This is a genomic window from Pseudomonas muyukensis, from assembly GCF_019139535.1.
Lineage (GTDB): Bacteria > Pseudomonadota > Gammaproteobacteria > Pseudomonadales > Pseudomonadaceae > Aquipseudomonas > Aquipseudomonas muyukensis.
The window spans coordinates 5,498,688-5,512,265 of record NZ_CP077073.1 but is presented as its reverse complement, the minus strand read 5'-3'; the positions used below and the strand labels follow the sequence as shown (position 1 = coordinate 5,512,265).

Here is a 13,578-nt window from a genome sequence, read left to right as displayed (position 1 = left end):
CTCCCCCCACACCTGAGCTTAGCGTCACTCGCAAAAGCGACCGGGCGCCGCGACCAACGGCCCGCGCGAGCGCCAATGCAAACTGGGTTTCCCACGACGCGCGACGCTCATGTATGCTACGGCGTTCACTCTTACACGACACCGGAGTGCCGGACGCAGCGAGGTTGCGCTGCCTGGAACATGTCTCTTATCCCTAAATGCAAAGTAGCCATGCACGAACAATACACACCCCGTGATATCGAAGCCGCCGCCCAGACCTACTGGGACGAGCAACAATCGTTCGCTGTTACCGAACAGCCAGGCAAGGACACCTACTACTGCCTGTCGATGTTCCCGTACCCGAGCGGCAAGCTACACATGGGGCACGTGCGCAACTACACCATCGGTGACGTGATCGCCCGCTACCAGCGTATGCTGGGCAAGAACGTGCTGCAGCCGATGGGCTGGGATGCCTTCGGCATGCCGGCGGAAAACGCCGCGATGAAGAATAACGTCGCACCGGCCAAGTGGACGTACGAAAACATCGACTACATGAAGACCCAGCTCAAGAGCCTGGGCCTGGCCATCGACTGGGCGCGTGAAGTCACCACCTGCAAGCCGGACTACTACCGCTGGGAGCAGTGGCTGTTCACCCGCCTGTTCGAAAAGGGCGTGATCTACCGCAAGAACGGTACCGTCAACTGGGACCCGGCCGACCAGACGGTCCTGGCCAACGAGCAGGTCATCGATGGCCGTGGCTGGCGTTCGGGCGCGCTGATCGAGAAGCGCGAAATCCCGATGTACTACTTCCGCATCACCGACTACGCCGACGAGCTGTTGGAAAGCCTCGACGAGTTGCCGGGCTGGCCTGAACAGGTCAAGACCATGCAGCGCAACTGGATCGGCAAGTCGCGCGGCATGGAAGTGCAGTTCCCGTTCGACCAGGCCAGCATTGGCCATGAAGGCACCCTCAAGGTCTTCACCACCCGTCCGGACACCCTGATGGGCGCCACCTACGTCGCGGTTGCCGCCGAGCACCCGCTGGCTACCCAGGCGGCCCAGGGCAACCCAACGCTGCAGGCGTTCATCGAAGAATGCAAAGGCGGCAGCGTCGCCGAGGCCGACATGGCCACCCAGGAGAAGAAGGGCATGCCCACTTCCCTGTGCGTCGAGCACCCGCTGACCGGCGAGAAACTGCCGGTGTGGGTCGCCAACTACGTGCTGATGCACTACGGCGATGGCGCCGTGATGGCGGTGCCAGCCCACGACGAGCGCGACTTCGAGTTCGCCCACAAGTACAACCTGCCGGTCAAGGCGGTGGTGCGCACCAGCGCCGGTGACCAGGTCGGCAGCGAATGGCAGGCCGCCTATGGCGAGCACGGCCAGCTGATCAACTCCGGCGCATTCGACGGCCTGGACTTCCAGGGCGCCTTCGACGCCATCGAGGCTGCGCTGATCCGCAAGGACCTCGGCAAGTCGCGCACCCAGTTCCGCCTGCGCGACTGGGGCATCAGCCGCCAGCGCTACTGGGGCTGCCCGATCCCGATCATCCACTGCCCAGCCTGCGGCGACGTGCCGGTGCCCGAAGACCAGCTGCCGGTCGTACTGCCGGAGAACGTGGTGCCGGACGGTGCCGGTTCGCCCCTGGCGCGCATGCCTGAGTTCTACGCCTGCAGCTGCCCGAAATGCGGCGCTGCGGCCAAGCGCGAAACCGACACCATGGACACCTTCGTCGAGTCGTCCTGGTACTTCGCCCGCTACGCCTCGCCCAACTACGAGGGCGGCATGGTCGACCCGAAAGCGGCCAACCACTGGCTGCCGGTGGACCAGTACATCGGCGGTATCGAACACGCGATCCTGCACCTGCTGTACGCGCGCTTCTTCCACAAGCTGATGCGCGACGAAGGCCTGGTGACCTCCAACGAGCCGTTCAAGAACCTGCTGACCCAGGGCATGGTCGTCGCCGAAACCTACTACCGTGTCGCCAGCAATGGCGGTCGGGACTGGTTCAACCCGGCCGACGTCGAAGTCGAGCGCGACGCCAAGGCCAAGATCATCGGCGCACGCCTGAAGACCGACGGCCTGCCGGTGGAAATCGGCGGCACCGAGAAGATGTCGAAGTCGAAGAACAACGGCGTCGACCCGCAATCGATGATCGACCAGTACGGCGCCGACACCTGCCGCCTGTTCATGATGTTCGCCTCGCCGCCCGACATGAGCCTGGAATGGTCCGACTCCGGCGTCGAGGGTGCCAGCCGCTTCCTGCGCCGTGTCTGGCGCCTGGCCCAGGCCCACGTGGCCCAGGGCCTGCCAGGCCAGCTGGATGTCGCCGCGCTGGACGACGCGCAGAAGGTCATCCGCCGCGCCATTCACGCCGCGATCAAGCAGGCCAGCACCGATGTGGGCCAGTTCCACAAGTTCAACACCGCCATCGCCCAGGTGATGACCGTGATGAACGTGCTGGAAAAAGCCCCGCAAGCCACCGCCCAGGACCGTGCCCTGCTGCAGGAGGGCCTCGAGGCCGTGACCTTGCTGCTGGCGCCGATCACCCCGCACATCTCCCACGAGCTGTGGCAACAGCTGGGCCACGACCAGGCCGTCATCGACGCCGGCTGGCCGGCCGTGGATGACGCTGCGCTGGTGCAGGACACCGTCACCCTGGTGGTCCAGGTCAACGGCAAGCTGCGCGGCCAGGTGGAAATGCCCGCCGCCGCCAGCCGCGAGGAAGTCGAGGCCGCTGCCCGCAACAACGAGAATGTCCTGCGCTTCATCGATGGCCTGACCATCCGCAAGGTCATCGTCGTACCGGGCAAACTGGTCAATATCGTCGCCAACTGATGGCAACGCCCGCCGGCGCAAAGCGCAGGCGGGCGTAATCGGTCCACGAGGGAGCAACAACATGATCAAACGCAATCTGCTGGTAATGGGCCTGGCCGTCATGCTCAGCGCCTGCGGTTTCCAGCTGCGCGGCACCGGCACCAACGAACTGAGCATCAAGGAGCTGGACCTCAGCGCCCGCAACCAGTACGGCGCCACCGTGATGCAACTGCGTCGCAGCCTGGAAAGCAGCGGCGTCAAGGTGTATGCCTCGGCCCCCTACAAGCTGGTGCTGACCAACGAGCAGGAAACCCAGCGCGCCGCGAGCTATACCGGCGGCACCCGTTCGGCGGAATACGAACTGACCACCGTGCTGAACTACGCACTGCAAGGCCAGAACGACACCCTGCTGCTCGAAGACAAGCTGCAAGTGCAGAAGTACTACGTGTACGACGGCAACAACATCAACGGCTCCGGCCAGGAAGCCATCCAGGTTCGCGAAGAAATCCGTCGTGACCTGGTGCAAGGCATGATGGCCCGCCTGCAGCAACTGACTCCTGCCCATCTCGACGACCTGCAACGCAAGGCCAACGCCCGCGCCGAGGCCGAGGCCCGCGCCCTGCGCGAAGCCCAGCGCGTCCAGGACGAGACGCCGCAGCAATCGCCGCTGGAAATCCCGGCTCCCTGAGCCCGAACGGGGCACCTGAGGTGCCCCGCCCTTCGCCATGAAGCTCGCCCCCGCCCAACTCAACAAGCACCTGCAAGGCACGCTTGCGCCTGTCTATATCGTCAGCGGCGACGACCCGCTGCTGTGCCAGGAAGCCGCCGACGCCATTCGCGGCGCGGCGCGCCAGCAAGGCTACGATGAACGCCAGGTGTTCAGCGCCGACGCCAACTTCGACTGGGGCAACCTGCTGCTGGCCGGCGCCAGCCTGTCGCTGTTCGCCCAGCGCCGCCTGCTGGAGCTGCGCCTGCCCTCCGGCAAGCCCGGTGACAAAGGCGCAGCCGCGCTGATCGAATACTGCGCCAAGCCCGCCGAGGACACCGTGCTGCTGATCAGCCTGCCCAAGCTCGATGGCAGCGCGCAGAAGACCAAGTGGGGCAAGGCGTTGATCGAGGGTGGCCAGTGCCAGTTCATCCAGATCTGGCCGGTGGACGCCCAGCAGTTGCCGCAATGGATCAACCAGCGCCTGTCCCAGGCGGGCCTGTCGGCCCAGCGCGACGCCGTGGACCTGATCGCCGCGCGGGTCGAGGGCAACCTGCTGGCGGCGGCCCAGGAGATCGAGAAACTCAAGCTGCTCGCCGAAGGCAACCAGATCACTGTCGAGACGGTGCAGGCGGCCGTGGCCGACAGCGCCCGCTTCGATGTCTTCGGCCTGGTCGATGCCATCCTCAACGGCGAGGCCGCGCATGCCTTGCGCATGCTCGAAGGGCTGCGTGGCGAGGGGGTCGAACCGCCGGTGATCCTCTGGGCACTGGCCCGCGAACTGCGCCTGCTGGCCGGGCTGGCGCAACAGTTCAGCCAGGGCGTGCCGCTGGACAAGGCGTTCAGCCAGGCCCGGCCGCCGGTGTGGGACAAACGCCGGCCGCTGGTCAGCAAGGCCCTGCAACGCCTCTCGGCGCAGCGCTGGGCCATGCTGCTGCAGGATGCCCAGCGCATCGATGCCCAGATCAAGGGCCAGGCCGAAGGCTCGCCCTGGACCAGCCTGGCGCGGCTGTCGCTGTTGATGGCTGGCCAGCGATTGGGGCTTCCTTCGCAATAGCTGGGGCTGCTTCGCAGCCCTTTCGCGACACAAGGCCGCTCCCACAGGAGTGCGTGCGTCCCTGTGGGAGCGGCCTTGGGTCGCGAAAGGGGCGCGAAGCGGCCCCAGGATCTCAGCCATAAACACAATCAATTGGCCCTACATTGCCCCAAGGCCTAAAGTCCGCCCCGAATCCAACCCAACCGGGACCCCCACCATGAGCAAAAAGCCGAAAAAGCACGGCCCCAACAAGGCCAAGTCGATCATCGCCCAACCCCTGTTCCGCTGCCGCCAGGAACGGGCCGAAAAAGGCAAAGGCAGCTACCGCCGCGAAGCCTTCCAATCGAGAGATTGGGAGGCTTCCTGCTTTATGGCGGCCTGAAAAGGCATGAAAGGCGCAAGCATGGTATGGTCGGCACCTGACCTGCAATTCTGGATCTGTGCATGCCCTCTCGTCCCACTCTACGCTGGCAACCTCGCCAGCTGATCGCGGCCACCAGCTTCATCCTGCTCGTCGCCTGCGCCGAGAAACCCACCGCCGCCGACGCCTTGCCGCTGGCACCCGCCCAGCCCGCCCCGGTCGTCACGCTGCCGTCCGCCAGCGTCGATACCAGCAATGAAATCCAGCCCCTGCAGACCTTTGCCCAATGGCAGGCGAATTTCCGCCAGCAAGCCCTGCAAGCCGGCATCAGCCCCAGCCTGTTCGATCGCGCCTTCCTCGGCGTCACCCCGGACATGGACGTGATCAAGGCCGACCGCAGCCAACCCGAATTCACCCGCCCGGTCTGGGAATACCTCGACGGCGCCCTGTCGCCTCTGCGCGTGCGCAACGGCAAGAAGCTGCTGGAGCAAAATGCCGAGTTGCTCAGCCGCATCGAGCAGCGCTACGGGGTCGATCGCCAGGTGCTGGTATCGGTGTGGGGCATGGAGAGCAACTTTGGCCAGTTCCAGGGCAGCAAGTCGGTGATCCGCTCGCTGGCCACCCTGGCCTATGAGGGCCGTCGCCCGCAGTTCGCCCAGGACCAGCTGATCGCCGCCCTGCAAATCCTGCAGAACGGCGACATCCAGCCCGAGGCCATGCGCGGCTCGTGGGCTGGCGCCATGGGCCAGACCCAGTTCATCCCCACCACCTACCTCACCCACGCCGTGGACTTCGACGGCGACGGGCGCCGCGATATCTGGAACAGCACCGCCGACGCCCTGGCGTCGACCGCGCACTACCTGCAGGCGTCCGGCTGGAAGCGTGGCCAGCCGTGGGGCTTCGAGGTGCAGGTACCGGCCGGGTTCGACTGGTGGCTGGCCGATGGCAGCCAACGCAAGAGCGTCAGCGATTGGCTGCAACTGGGCGTGAAGCTGCCCACCGGCACGCAACTGCCGGCCGGCAGCAACCAGCTGTCCGCCGCCCTGCTGCTGCCTGCCGGCGCCCGTGGCCCGGCGTTCCTGGTGCTGGACAACTTCCGCGCGATCCTCAAGTACAACAACTCGTCGTCCTATGCGCTGGCGGTGAGCCTGCTGGGCGATCGCTTCTCGGGCTGGGGCTTCATCGCTGGCAGCTGGCCAAAAGAGGACCTGCCGCTTAGCCGCAGCGAGCGGATCGAACTGCAGACCCTGCTCAACGCCAGCGGCCACGAGGCGGGCAACCCCGATGGGATCATCGGCGCCAATACCCGCAAGGCCATCCGCAATGCGCAGCAGGCCCAGGGCTGGCCGGCCGATGGCTATCCGACGCACAAGCTGCTCGACAGCCTGCGTCCGCGCTGAGCATTTTGGGGCCGCTGCGCGGCCCTTTCGCGACACAAGGCCGCTCCTACAAGATGAGTGTTTGCCAGGGCGCGCGAGGCAGGTACCTAAACGCCCTCCAGAAACCCCACCACCACGCTCTTGATGATGAACGCCAGCACGCCAAGGCCCAGCACGAAGAACAGGATCAGCGTGCCGAAGCGTCCAGCCTTGGACTTCTTCGCCAGGTCCCAGACGATGAAGCCCATGAAGGCGATCAGCACGGTGACGAGGATGATCATCATCCATTCTTCGAATACTGCGGGATCCATCGGTTCACTCCAGGCAGATTGAGCCCACGATCATACGCCGGGCGCGCAGGGATTCAACGCAGGTGGGTCAAGGGCAGCTCGGTGCTGGCCAGCACCTGGTTGAGCACGAAGCTCGAACGCACGCTGGTCACCCCCTCGATACGGGTCAGGCTGCCGAGCAGCAGTTTCTGGTAGTGGTCCATGTCTGGCACCACCACTTTAAGCTGGTAGTCGGCGTCCATCCCGGTGACCAGGCTGCACTCGAGCACCTGGGGCAGGCTGCGGATCGCCGCCTCGAAAGTCTCGAAACGCTCGGGGGTGTGGCGGTCCATGCCGATCAGTACGTAGGCGGTCAGGCTCAGGCCGAGCTTCTTGCGGTCCAGCAGCGCCACCTGGCGCGAGATGTAGCCATCGTCCTCGAGCTGCTTGACCCGGCGCGAGCAGGGCGACGGCGACAGGCCAATACGTTCGGCCAGCTCCTGGTTGGAGATGCGCGCATCGCGCTGCAATTCGGCGAGGATGCTCAGGTCGTAGCGGTCGAGCTTGCTCATGGAAAAGGCCTTTTCTGTTCGGATTGCGGCGAATTATCGATCCTGAGTGAAAAATTGCGCAAGCGCTATTTATCAGAGCAATCTTCGCAATCCTCTGCCCCGGCGCCTGGCCTATCTTTATCAACAGAATCACTGCCCGGACATCAGTCCACGGCGACGCGCCCTAGGCGGGCGGTCGCGGCCAGCCATCCAACAGGATCCGCCAGGCCCCCGGGCTACGCACCGTCCAGAAGACGGCGCGAGGTGAGCCGGTGTCACAAGCGCCGAGCACGGACGACAATTGCAGAAGGGAGACCATCAGGTCTCCCTTTTTTATTGCGCCAGATTCACCGCCAGCGCAGGCCTGCGTGCCCATGCGGCGACCAGCAGCACCAGCAGCCCGCCGACCAGCGCAATGCAGAACGCACTGCGCGGCGAGGCGAGGTCCAGCCACTGCCCGGCGCTGGCCGCCCCGATCGCCACGCCGACGTTCAGCCCGGCCAGTAGCCAGGTCAGGCTTTCGGTCAATTGCCGGGCCGGCACGCTGCGCTCGACCAGGGCCATGGCCACGATCATGGTCGGGGCGAAGCACACCCCGGCCAGCAATACGCTAACGCCAAGCCAGGCGAGATTGCTCGCCAGCAGCAACGGCAAGGTGCTCAGGGCGGTGGCCAGGGCGCCGAGCAACAGTTGCCGCGGCAAGGGCAACGGTCAGCGCCGGGCGCCGAACAGCAACCCGGCGCTACACGAGCCCGCGGCATAGGCCGACAGCACCAGGCTGGCGGCAGCCGGCTGGCCCTGTTCGCTGGCGAAGGCCACGCTGACGATATCCACCGTACCGACGATCAGCCCCATCGCCGCCATCAGCAGGCTCAGCCGGCGCACGCTGGCCAGGCGCCAAGCCGCGGGCAGCGGGGTCGAGGGGGCGCTGGCCGCAGGCGTTGGTTCGCTGGCGGTCTGCAGCACCAGCGCGGTGGTACCCACGGCGAGCAATGTGGCGGCGGCCAGCAGGCCGGCCTGGGGCCAGAGCATGACACTGAGCCCGACCGCCAGGGGTGGCCCGGTGATGAAGCTGACTTCGTCGAGCACGGTCTCCAGCGAATAGGCGCTCTGCAACTGCGGCTGGCCGCGATACAGCTGGGTCCAGCGCGCCCGGACCATGGCCGACATGCTCGGCATGCAGCCGCTGAGCAGGGCCGCCACGAACAGCATCCAGCTGGCGCTGCCCAACCCGGCGCAAGCGGCCATCAGCAGCAGGCCCAGCACACTCAGCAAGGCGGCCGGCGGCAGCACCCGGCGCTGGCCCAGGCGATCCACCAGGCGCGAGACCTGGGGCGAGAGCAGGGCGTAGGCCAGCACGAAGGTCGCCGCCACCGACCCGGCCAGGGCATAGCTGCCACGCGCCTGGGCCAGCAGGGTGATGATGCCGATTCCGCTCATGGGCAGCGGCAGGCGCGCCAGCAATCCGGCGGCGGTGAAGGCGCGGGTGCCGGCGGGGGCAAATAACGCGCGATAAGGGTTGGGCATGGGCGGGATTCCTTTACATTCATTCCGTATGATTAAGTATTCATACGCTATGTATGTAAAGGCTGCAAGCCAGCCGTTGCTGTCGTCACTTTCATCTGTTGGTATGGGCGCTCGCGGTAGACTGTGGGCCTGCAAGGGCAAGTGTTTTCATCGAGAGGAAGATCATGAGGTTGCGCATCTGGCAGTGGGCCGGCGTTGGTTTGCTGGGCATGGGCATCAGCCTGGGCACCTTGGCCCAAGAGCCCGGGGCAGGGCATGACGGCCAAGGCGCGCAACGCGGCTCGCCGCTTACCTCACGCGACGAAGTGCGCCAGACCCAGCCGCCGCGCCAGGGTTACTACCAGGACATCCCCCGCCGCTATGGCGACAACCGTTACTGGCAGGCCGGCGGCCCAGGGCAGCGTCCGGGCGGAGACTGGTCGGGCCGGCCGGACGGCCATGGCAATGGCTGGGGGCCGGGGCCGCAATACCATCCGGGGCACCAGGTCGAACACTTCCCGGATCGCCATTGGAAGGTGCCCTATCGTGGGCAGGACTATTACTATTCCGGCGGCTACTGGTATCGCCCGCACAGCGGCGGCTATGTGGTGGTCACGCCGCCCTATGGGGTGAGGATCGGCTACTTGCCGCCTTATGCCCGCGAGGTGTGGCTGGATGGGGCACTGTTCTTCCTGATGGCGGACACCTACTACCAGTACCAGGCCGACAGCCGCGACTATGTGGTGGTCAACCCACCCTCGCTGGCGCCTGCGCCGCCTGCGCAGCAGCCCCAGGGCTATGACGTGGTGGCCTACCCGATGTACGGGCAGGGGCCGGAGCAGCAGGAGCAGGACCGCTTCCAGTGCCACCGCTGGGCGGTCAGCCAGTCGGGGTTCGACCCGGCCACGGCCAGCTATGCGCCGCCGGCGAATGTGGCGGGCAACTACCGGCGGGCACTGGCGGCATGCTTGAGCGGGCGGGGGTACAGCACTCACTGACGCCGTCGTTACACGGGGTCGGCATGCACCATCACATCGGCCCGTGGGTAGCGCGCCCGAATCGCCTGCGACGCCTGCACGCACAACGCATGGGCCTCGTGCAGCGGCAACTGCGCCGGCAACTCCAGGTGCAACTGCACGAACCAGTGGCTGCCCGATACCCGCGTGCGCAGGTCGTGCGCGCCCTGCACCCCGGGGATCGCCAGCACCAGTTCGCGCATGCGCTCGCTGACATCCGTCGGCAGCTCCTGGTCCATGAGGATCGCCGTGCTTTCCCGGGCAATCTGCACCGCGCTCCAGAGGATGTACAAGGCGATCCCCAGCCCGAACAGCGCATCCAGCTGCGGCCAGCCAAACCGTGCCAGCAGCAGCGCCAGCAGGATGCTGCCATTGAGCAGCAGGTCGGAGCGGTAATGCAGGGAATCGGCCCGTACCGCGGTGGAGCCGGTCAGGCGCACGACCTTGCGCTGCAACGCCAGCAGCGCCACGGTCAGCACCAGTGACAGCAGCATCACCGCGATGCCCGCGGCGGTATCGCCCAACGGCTCTGGCGCTTGCAGGCGCTGCACCGCCTGCACCCCGATCAGCACCGCGCTGACGCCGATGAACAGGGCCTGGGCGATGCCGGCCAGGGCCTCGGCCTTGCCATGGCCGAAGCGGTGGTCGTCGTCGGCCGGGCGCAGTGCGTAATGCACCGCCAGCAGGTTGAGCAACGAGGCGACCGCATCGAGCGCCGAGTCGGTGAGCCCGGCCAGCAGGCTGACCGAGCCGCTGAGCCACCAGGCCACGGCCTTGCTCAGGACCAGGATGCTGGCCACCGTCAGCGAGGCGCGGGTGGCCAGGCGCAGCAGGCGTTGGTGTTCGGCCGAGGTGGTCATGCCTTGGGTGTCTTCCTTGAGGGGATCAGGCCGCCGGCACCAGGCCGAGGCTGGCCAGTTGCTCGACGCTGCCGCGCTGCTGGATCAGGCGTGGGTCGTTCAGCGGCAGGCGCTGGCCCAGTTCGGTTTCCAGGATCGCCTGCAGCTTGAGCCTGTCGACCTGGCCGTTGGCGTCCACCGCAGGGGCAAGCTTGGCCGGATCGACCTGGGCGGTCTTGCCGCCGGGGTAGTAGATGGCGCCGGTGGCGAAGTCGATGCCGAAGGCAATCAGGCCAGGGAGCACGTAGAACAGGATACCGATGGCGTCCATGGCCGCGACGACGGGGTCGATCTTGCCTTCGATCTGACCACGGCGGTCCGGGTAGAACAGGGTGCCGCAGGCCGTCAGTTGGGTCAGCAGGGTGGCGATCAGGACGCCACCGATGACGCGGGAAGGGATGCGCATGTAAATCTCCGGGAAGGTAGCACTGCAAGGGCGCGGCAAACGTCCGCGCCTGAGCTTAAGACCATGTTAGGCCAGCCTCGGTTCGCCGTTATACTCGGACGACTGTTCGAGGACCACCATGATTTCATTACCGATCGATGCCGTACTGTCCGACCTGCGCCTGGCCCTGGGCGCCCGTGACGAAGCGGTGCTCGAGGCGCCGCCTGGCGCCGGCAAGACCACCCGCGTGCCGCTGGCGCTGCTCGACGAGCCGTGGCTGGCCGGGCAGACCATCCTCATGCTCGAGCCCCGGCGCCTGGCCGCCCGCGCCGCCGCCGAGCGGCTGGCCAGCGAGCTGGGCGAAAAGGTCGGCCAGACCGTGGGCTATCGCATCCGCCTGGACAGCAAGGTCGGCCCGAACACGCGCATCGAGGTGGTCACCGAGGGCATCCTCACCCGCCGCCTGCAAGCCGATCCGGCGCTGGAAGGGGTGGGCTTGCTGATTTTCGATGAGTTCCACGAGCGCAGCCTGGATGCCGACCTGGCCCTGGCCCTGAGCCTCAATGGCCGGGCCCTGCTGCGTGACGAGCCGCCGCTGAAGATCCTGCTGATGTCGGCGACGCTGGAGGGCGAACGGCTGTCGCGCTTGCTCGACGACGCGCCGATCGTCAGCAGCCAGGGGCGCATGCACCCGGTGGATATCCGTTGGGGGCGGCCGTTCCAGCCCGGTGAGTTCGTCGAGCCGCGGGTGGTCGATGGCGTGCTCCAGGCCCTGGCCGACGAAAGCGGCAGCCTGCTGGTGTTCCTGCCGGGCCAGGCCGAGATTCGCCGCGTGCACCAAGCCTTGCAGGAAGCGCTCGGCGAGCGCCCCGGCATCCTGCTGTGCCCGCTGCATGGCGAACTTGACCTCAACGCCCAGCGCGCCGCCATCGAGCCGGCGCCCAAGGGCCAGCGCAAGGTGGTGCTGGCGACCAATATCGCCGAGACCAGCCTGACCATCGATGGCGTGCGTGTGGTCATCGACGCCGGGCTGGCGCGGGTGCCGCGCTTTGACCCCGGCAGCGGCATGACCCGCCTGGACACCCAGCGTATCTCCCGCGCCAGCGCCACCCAGCGTGCCGGCCGGGCCGGGCGCCTGGAGCCGGGGGTGTGCTACCGGCTGTGGTCCGAGGCCCAGCACGAGCAGTTGGCGGCCCACGGCAGCGCCGAGATCCTCCAGGCCGACCTGGCTGGGCTGGCCCTGCAACTGGCGCGCTGGGGCGTTCCGCCGGAGCAGTTGAGCTGGCTCGACCAGCCGCCGGCCACCGCCTACGCCCAGGCCCAGGACCTGCTGGCCCGGCTTGGCGCGTTCAAGCCGGGCAGCCGCGACAACCTCAGCGCTCACGGCCAGGCCATGGCCGAACTGCCGGCACATCCGCGCATCGCCCACCTGCTGTTGCGCGGGCAAGACCTGGGCCTGGCCGACATGGCCTGCGACCTCGCCGCGCTGCTTGGCGAGCGTGACATCCTGCGCGGTGGCGGCGCCGACCTGCACAGCCGGCTGGCCCTGCTCAGCGGTGAAGCCCGCGCTTCGCGGGGCGGCCAGGGCGGCGTGCAGCGCGCCCGGCAACTGGCCCGGCAGTATCGCGGGCAACTGCGCGGTCAACCGCGCAGCCCGGTGGCCGAGCCTGACCATCCCCGTTGGCTGGGGGCGTTGCTGGCGCTGGCCTATCCCGACCGGGTGGCGCAACAGCGTCGCCCAGGCGGTGCCGAGTACCGCCTGGCCAATGGCCGTGCGGCGCTGTTCGGTGAAGTCGACGCGTTGATGAAAAGCCCATGGCTGGTGATTGCCGACCTGGGCAGCCGGCAGGGCCAGCGCGAGGAGCGTATCTACCTGGCCGCCGAGTTCGACCCGGCGTTGCTCGACGATGTACTGGCCGAGCAAGTCGAACAGCTCGACCTGCTCGACTGGGATGATCGCGAGCAAGTGCTGCGCGCCGAGCGCCAGCGCAAGGTCGGTGAACTGGTGCTCAGCCGCGAACCCCTGCCTGGGCTGGATGACCAGGCGCGGGCCAAGGCATTGCTTGGCCTGGTGCGGCGCAAGGGCCTGAACCTGCTGACCTGGACCCCCGAACTGCGCCAGTGGCAGGCCCGGGTTGCGCTGTTGCGCCAGCTCGACCTGGAAAAGGACAGCGACAGCCCCTGGCCAGACCTGAGCGACCACGCCTTGCTGGCCAACCTGGAAGACTGGCTGCAACCCTACCTGGGCAAGGTTTCGCGCCTGAGCCACTTCGCCGCCCTGGACCTGCCGGCGCTGCTGCGCAACCTGTTGCCCTGGCCGCTGCCCCAGCGCCTGGACGAACTGGCCCCCGCGCACCTGAGCGTGCCGTCGGGCTCGAGCATTCGCCTGGACTACAGCGAGCAGCCGCCGATCCTGGCGGTGCGCCTGCAGGAGCTGTTCGGCCTGGCCGACACCCCGCGCATCGCCAACGGTCGCCAGCAGGTCAAGCTGCACCTGCTGTCACCGGCGCGCCGCCCGGTGCAGGTGACCCAGGATCTGGCCAACTTCTGGCGCACCACCTATGCCGAGGTGAAGAAAGACCTCAAGGGGCGCTATCCCAAGCACTACTGGCCGGATGACCCGCTGGTGGCCGAGGCCACTGCCCGGGCCAAGCCGCGGGGGACTTGACCCTGC

Annotated in this window: 11 protein-coding genes and 1 pseudogene; 7 read left to right on the top strand and 5 right to left on the bottom strand. The window is 67.1% G+C overall.

The features are described from left to right. Positions 1–210 precede the first annotated feature (210 nt). From leuS to KSS95_RS24420, 5 genes are all read left to right on the top strand, one after another. On the top strand, positions 211–2,817 hold the full coding sequence (gene leuS, locus KSS95_RS24440) for a leucine--tRNA ligase (RefSeq protein ID WP_217850447.1): 2,607 nt from the start codon (positions 211–213) through the stop codon (positions 2,815–2,817). 61 nt (positions 2,818–2,878) lie between these two features. Beyond that, positions 2,879–3,484, top strand: coding sequence for an LPS-assembly lipoprotein LptE (locus KSS95_RS24435; protein WP_217850445.1), 606 nt, complete (start codon positions 2,879–2,881; stop codon positions 3,482–3,484). A 37-nt stretch (positions 3,485–3,521) separates the two neighbouring features. Further along, the gene (holA, locus tag KSS95_RS24430; protein ID WP_217850443.1) at positions 3,522–4,559 is read left to right on the top strand and encodes a DNA polymerase III subunit delta; all 1,038 of its coding nucleotides are present in this window, start codon (positions 3,522–3,524) and stop codon (positions 4,557–4,559) included. A 196-nt stretch (positions 4,560–4,755) separates the two neighbouring features. Then, a complete protein-coding gene (gene arfA / locus KSS95_RS24425) occupies positions 4,756–4,920 on the top strand; it encodes an alternative ribosome rescue factor ArfA (RefSeq protein ID WP_134692271.1) in 165 nt (54 codons plus the stop codon). A gap of 62 nt (positions 4,921–4,982) precedes the next feature. Continuing rightward, positions 4,983–6,299 (top strand): lytic murein transglycosylase, encoded by a 1,317-nt coding sequence (locus tag KSS95_RS24420; RefSeq protein WP_217850441.1) that lies wholly within the window; start codon positions 4,983–4,985, stop codon positions 6,297–6,299. 86 nt (positions 6,300–6,385) lie between these two features. Here the strand turns inward: KSS95_RS24420 and KSS95_RS24415 are convergent, their stop codons facing one another. From KSS95_RS24415 to KSS95_RS24405, 3 genes and pseudogenes are all read right to left on the bottom strand, one after another. Then, a complete protein-coding gene (locus tag KSS95_RS24415; RefSeq protein ID WP_023631482.1) occupies positions 6,386–6,589 on the bottom strand; it encodes a DUF2788 domain-containing protein in 204 nt (67 codons plus the stop codon). Positions 6,590–6,642: 53 nt separating this feature from the next. Continuing rightward, the gene (locus KSS95_RS24410; RefSeq protein ID WP_011535815.1) at positions 6,643–7,119 is read right to left on the bottom strand and encodes an Lrp/AsnC family transcriptional regulator; all 477 of its coding nucleotides are present in this window, start codon (positions 7,117–7,119) and stop codon (positions 6,643–6,645) included. Positions 7,120–7,431: 312 nt separating this feature from the next. Beyond that, positions 7,432–8,625 (bottom strand): annotated as a pseudogene (locus KSS95_RS24405) (MFS transporter). 164 nt (positions 8,626–8,789) lie between these two features. Between KSS95_RS24405 and KSS95_RS24400 the strand changes: the two are divergent. Further along, complete coding sequence (locus KSS95_RS24400; protein WP_217850440.1) at positions 8,790–9,602, top strand: DUF6515 family protein; 813 nt, start codon at positions 8,790–8,792, stop codon at positions 9,600–9,602. Between the two features lie 8 nt (positions 9,603–9,610). Here KSS95_RS24400 and KSS95_RS24395 read toward each other — a convergent pair whose 3' ends face one another. Next, positions 9,611–10,480: a cation diffusion facilitator family transporter gene (locus KSS95_RS24395; protein WP_217850438.1), complete on the bottom strand. Its 870-nt coding sequence runs from the start codon at positions 10,478–10,480 to the stop codon at positions 9,611–9,613. 25 nt (positions 10,481–10,505) lie between these two features. Further along, entirely contained in the window at positions 10,506–10,925 is a 420-nt protein-coding gene (gene pmcY, locus KSS95_RS24390) for a periplasmic Zn2+ metallochaperone PmcY (protein ID WP_217850436.1), read from the bottom strand. Between the two features lie 118 nt (positions 10,926–11,043). On the opposite strand from pmcY, the gene hrpB reads away from it, so the two are divergent. Further along, positions 11,044–13,572 (top strand): ATP-dependent helicase HrpB, encoded by a 2,529-nt coding sequence (hrpB, locus tag KSS95_RS24385; protein ID WP_217850434.1) that lies wholly within the window; start codon positions 11,044–11,046, stop codon positions 13,570–13,572. Positions 13,573–13,578 lie beyond the last annotated feature (6 nt).

What these genes read in the sequence shown, in the direction of transcription:
- leuS (WP_217850447.1), top strand. Translation starts at nt 211, where the DNA reads ATGCACGAACAATACACACCCCGTGATATCGAAGCCGCCGCCCAGACC.
- hrpB (WP_217850434.1), top strand. Translation starts at nt 11,044, where the DNA reads ATGATTTCATTACCGATCGATGCCGTACTGTCCGACCTGCGCCTGGCC.
- arfA (WP_134692271.1), top strand. Translation starts at nt 4,756, where the DNA reads ATGAGCAAAAAGCCGAAAAAGCACGGCCCCAACAAGGCCAAGTCGATC.
- KSS95_RS24395 (WP_217850438.1), bottom strand. Translation starts at nt 10,480, where the DNA reads ATGACCACCTCGGCCGAACACCAACGCCTGCTGCGCCTGGCCACCCGC.
- holA (WP_217850443.1), top strand. Translation starts at nt 3,522, where the DNA reads ATGAAGCTCGCCCCCGCCCAACTCAACAAGCACCTGCAAGGCACGCTT.
- KSS95_RS24410 (WP_011535815.1), bottom strand. Translation starts at nt 7,119, where the DNA reads ATGAGCAAGCTCGACCGCTACGACCTGAGCATCCTCGCCGAATTGCAG.
- KSS95_RS24400 (WP_217850440.1), top strand. Translation starts at nt 8,790, where the DNA reads ATGAGGTTGCGCATCTGGCAGTGGGCCGGCGTTGGTTTGCTGGGCATG.
- KSS95_RS24415 (WP_023631482.1), bottom strand. Translation starts at nt 6,589, where the DNA reads ATGGATCCCGCAGTATTCGAAGAATGGATGATGATCATCCTCGTCACC.
- KSS95_RS24420 (WP_217850441.1), top strand. Translation starts at nt 4,983, where the DNA reads ATGCCCTCTCGTCCCACTCTACGCTGGCAACCTCGCCAGCTGATCGCG.
- pmcY (WP_217850436.1), bottom strand. Translation starts at nt 10,925, where the DNA reads ATGCGCATCCCTTCCCGCGTCATCGGTGGCGTCCTGATCGCCACCCTG.
- KSS95_RS24435 (WP_217850445.1), top strand. Translation starts at nt 2,879, where the DNA reads ATGATCAAACGCAATCTGCTGGTAATGGGCCTGGCCGTCATGCTCAGC.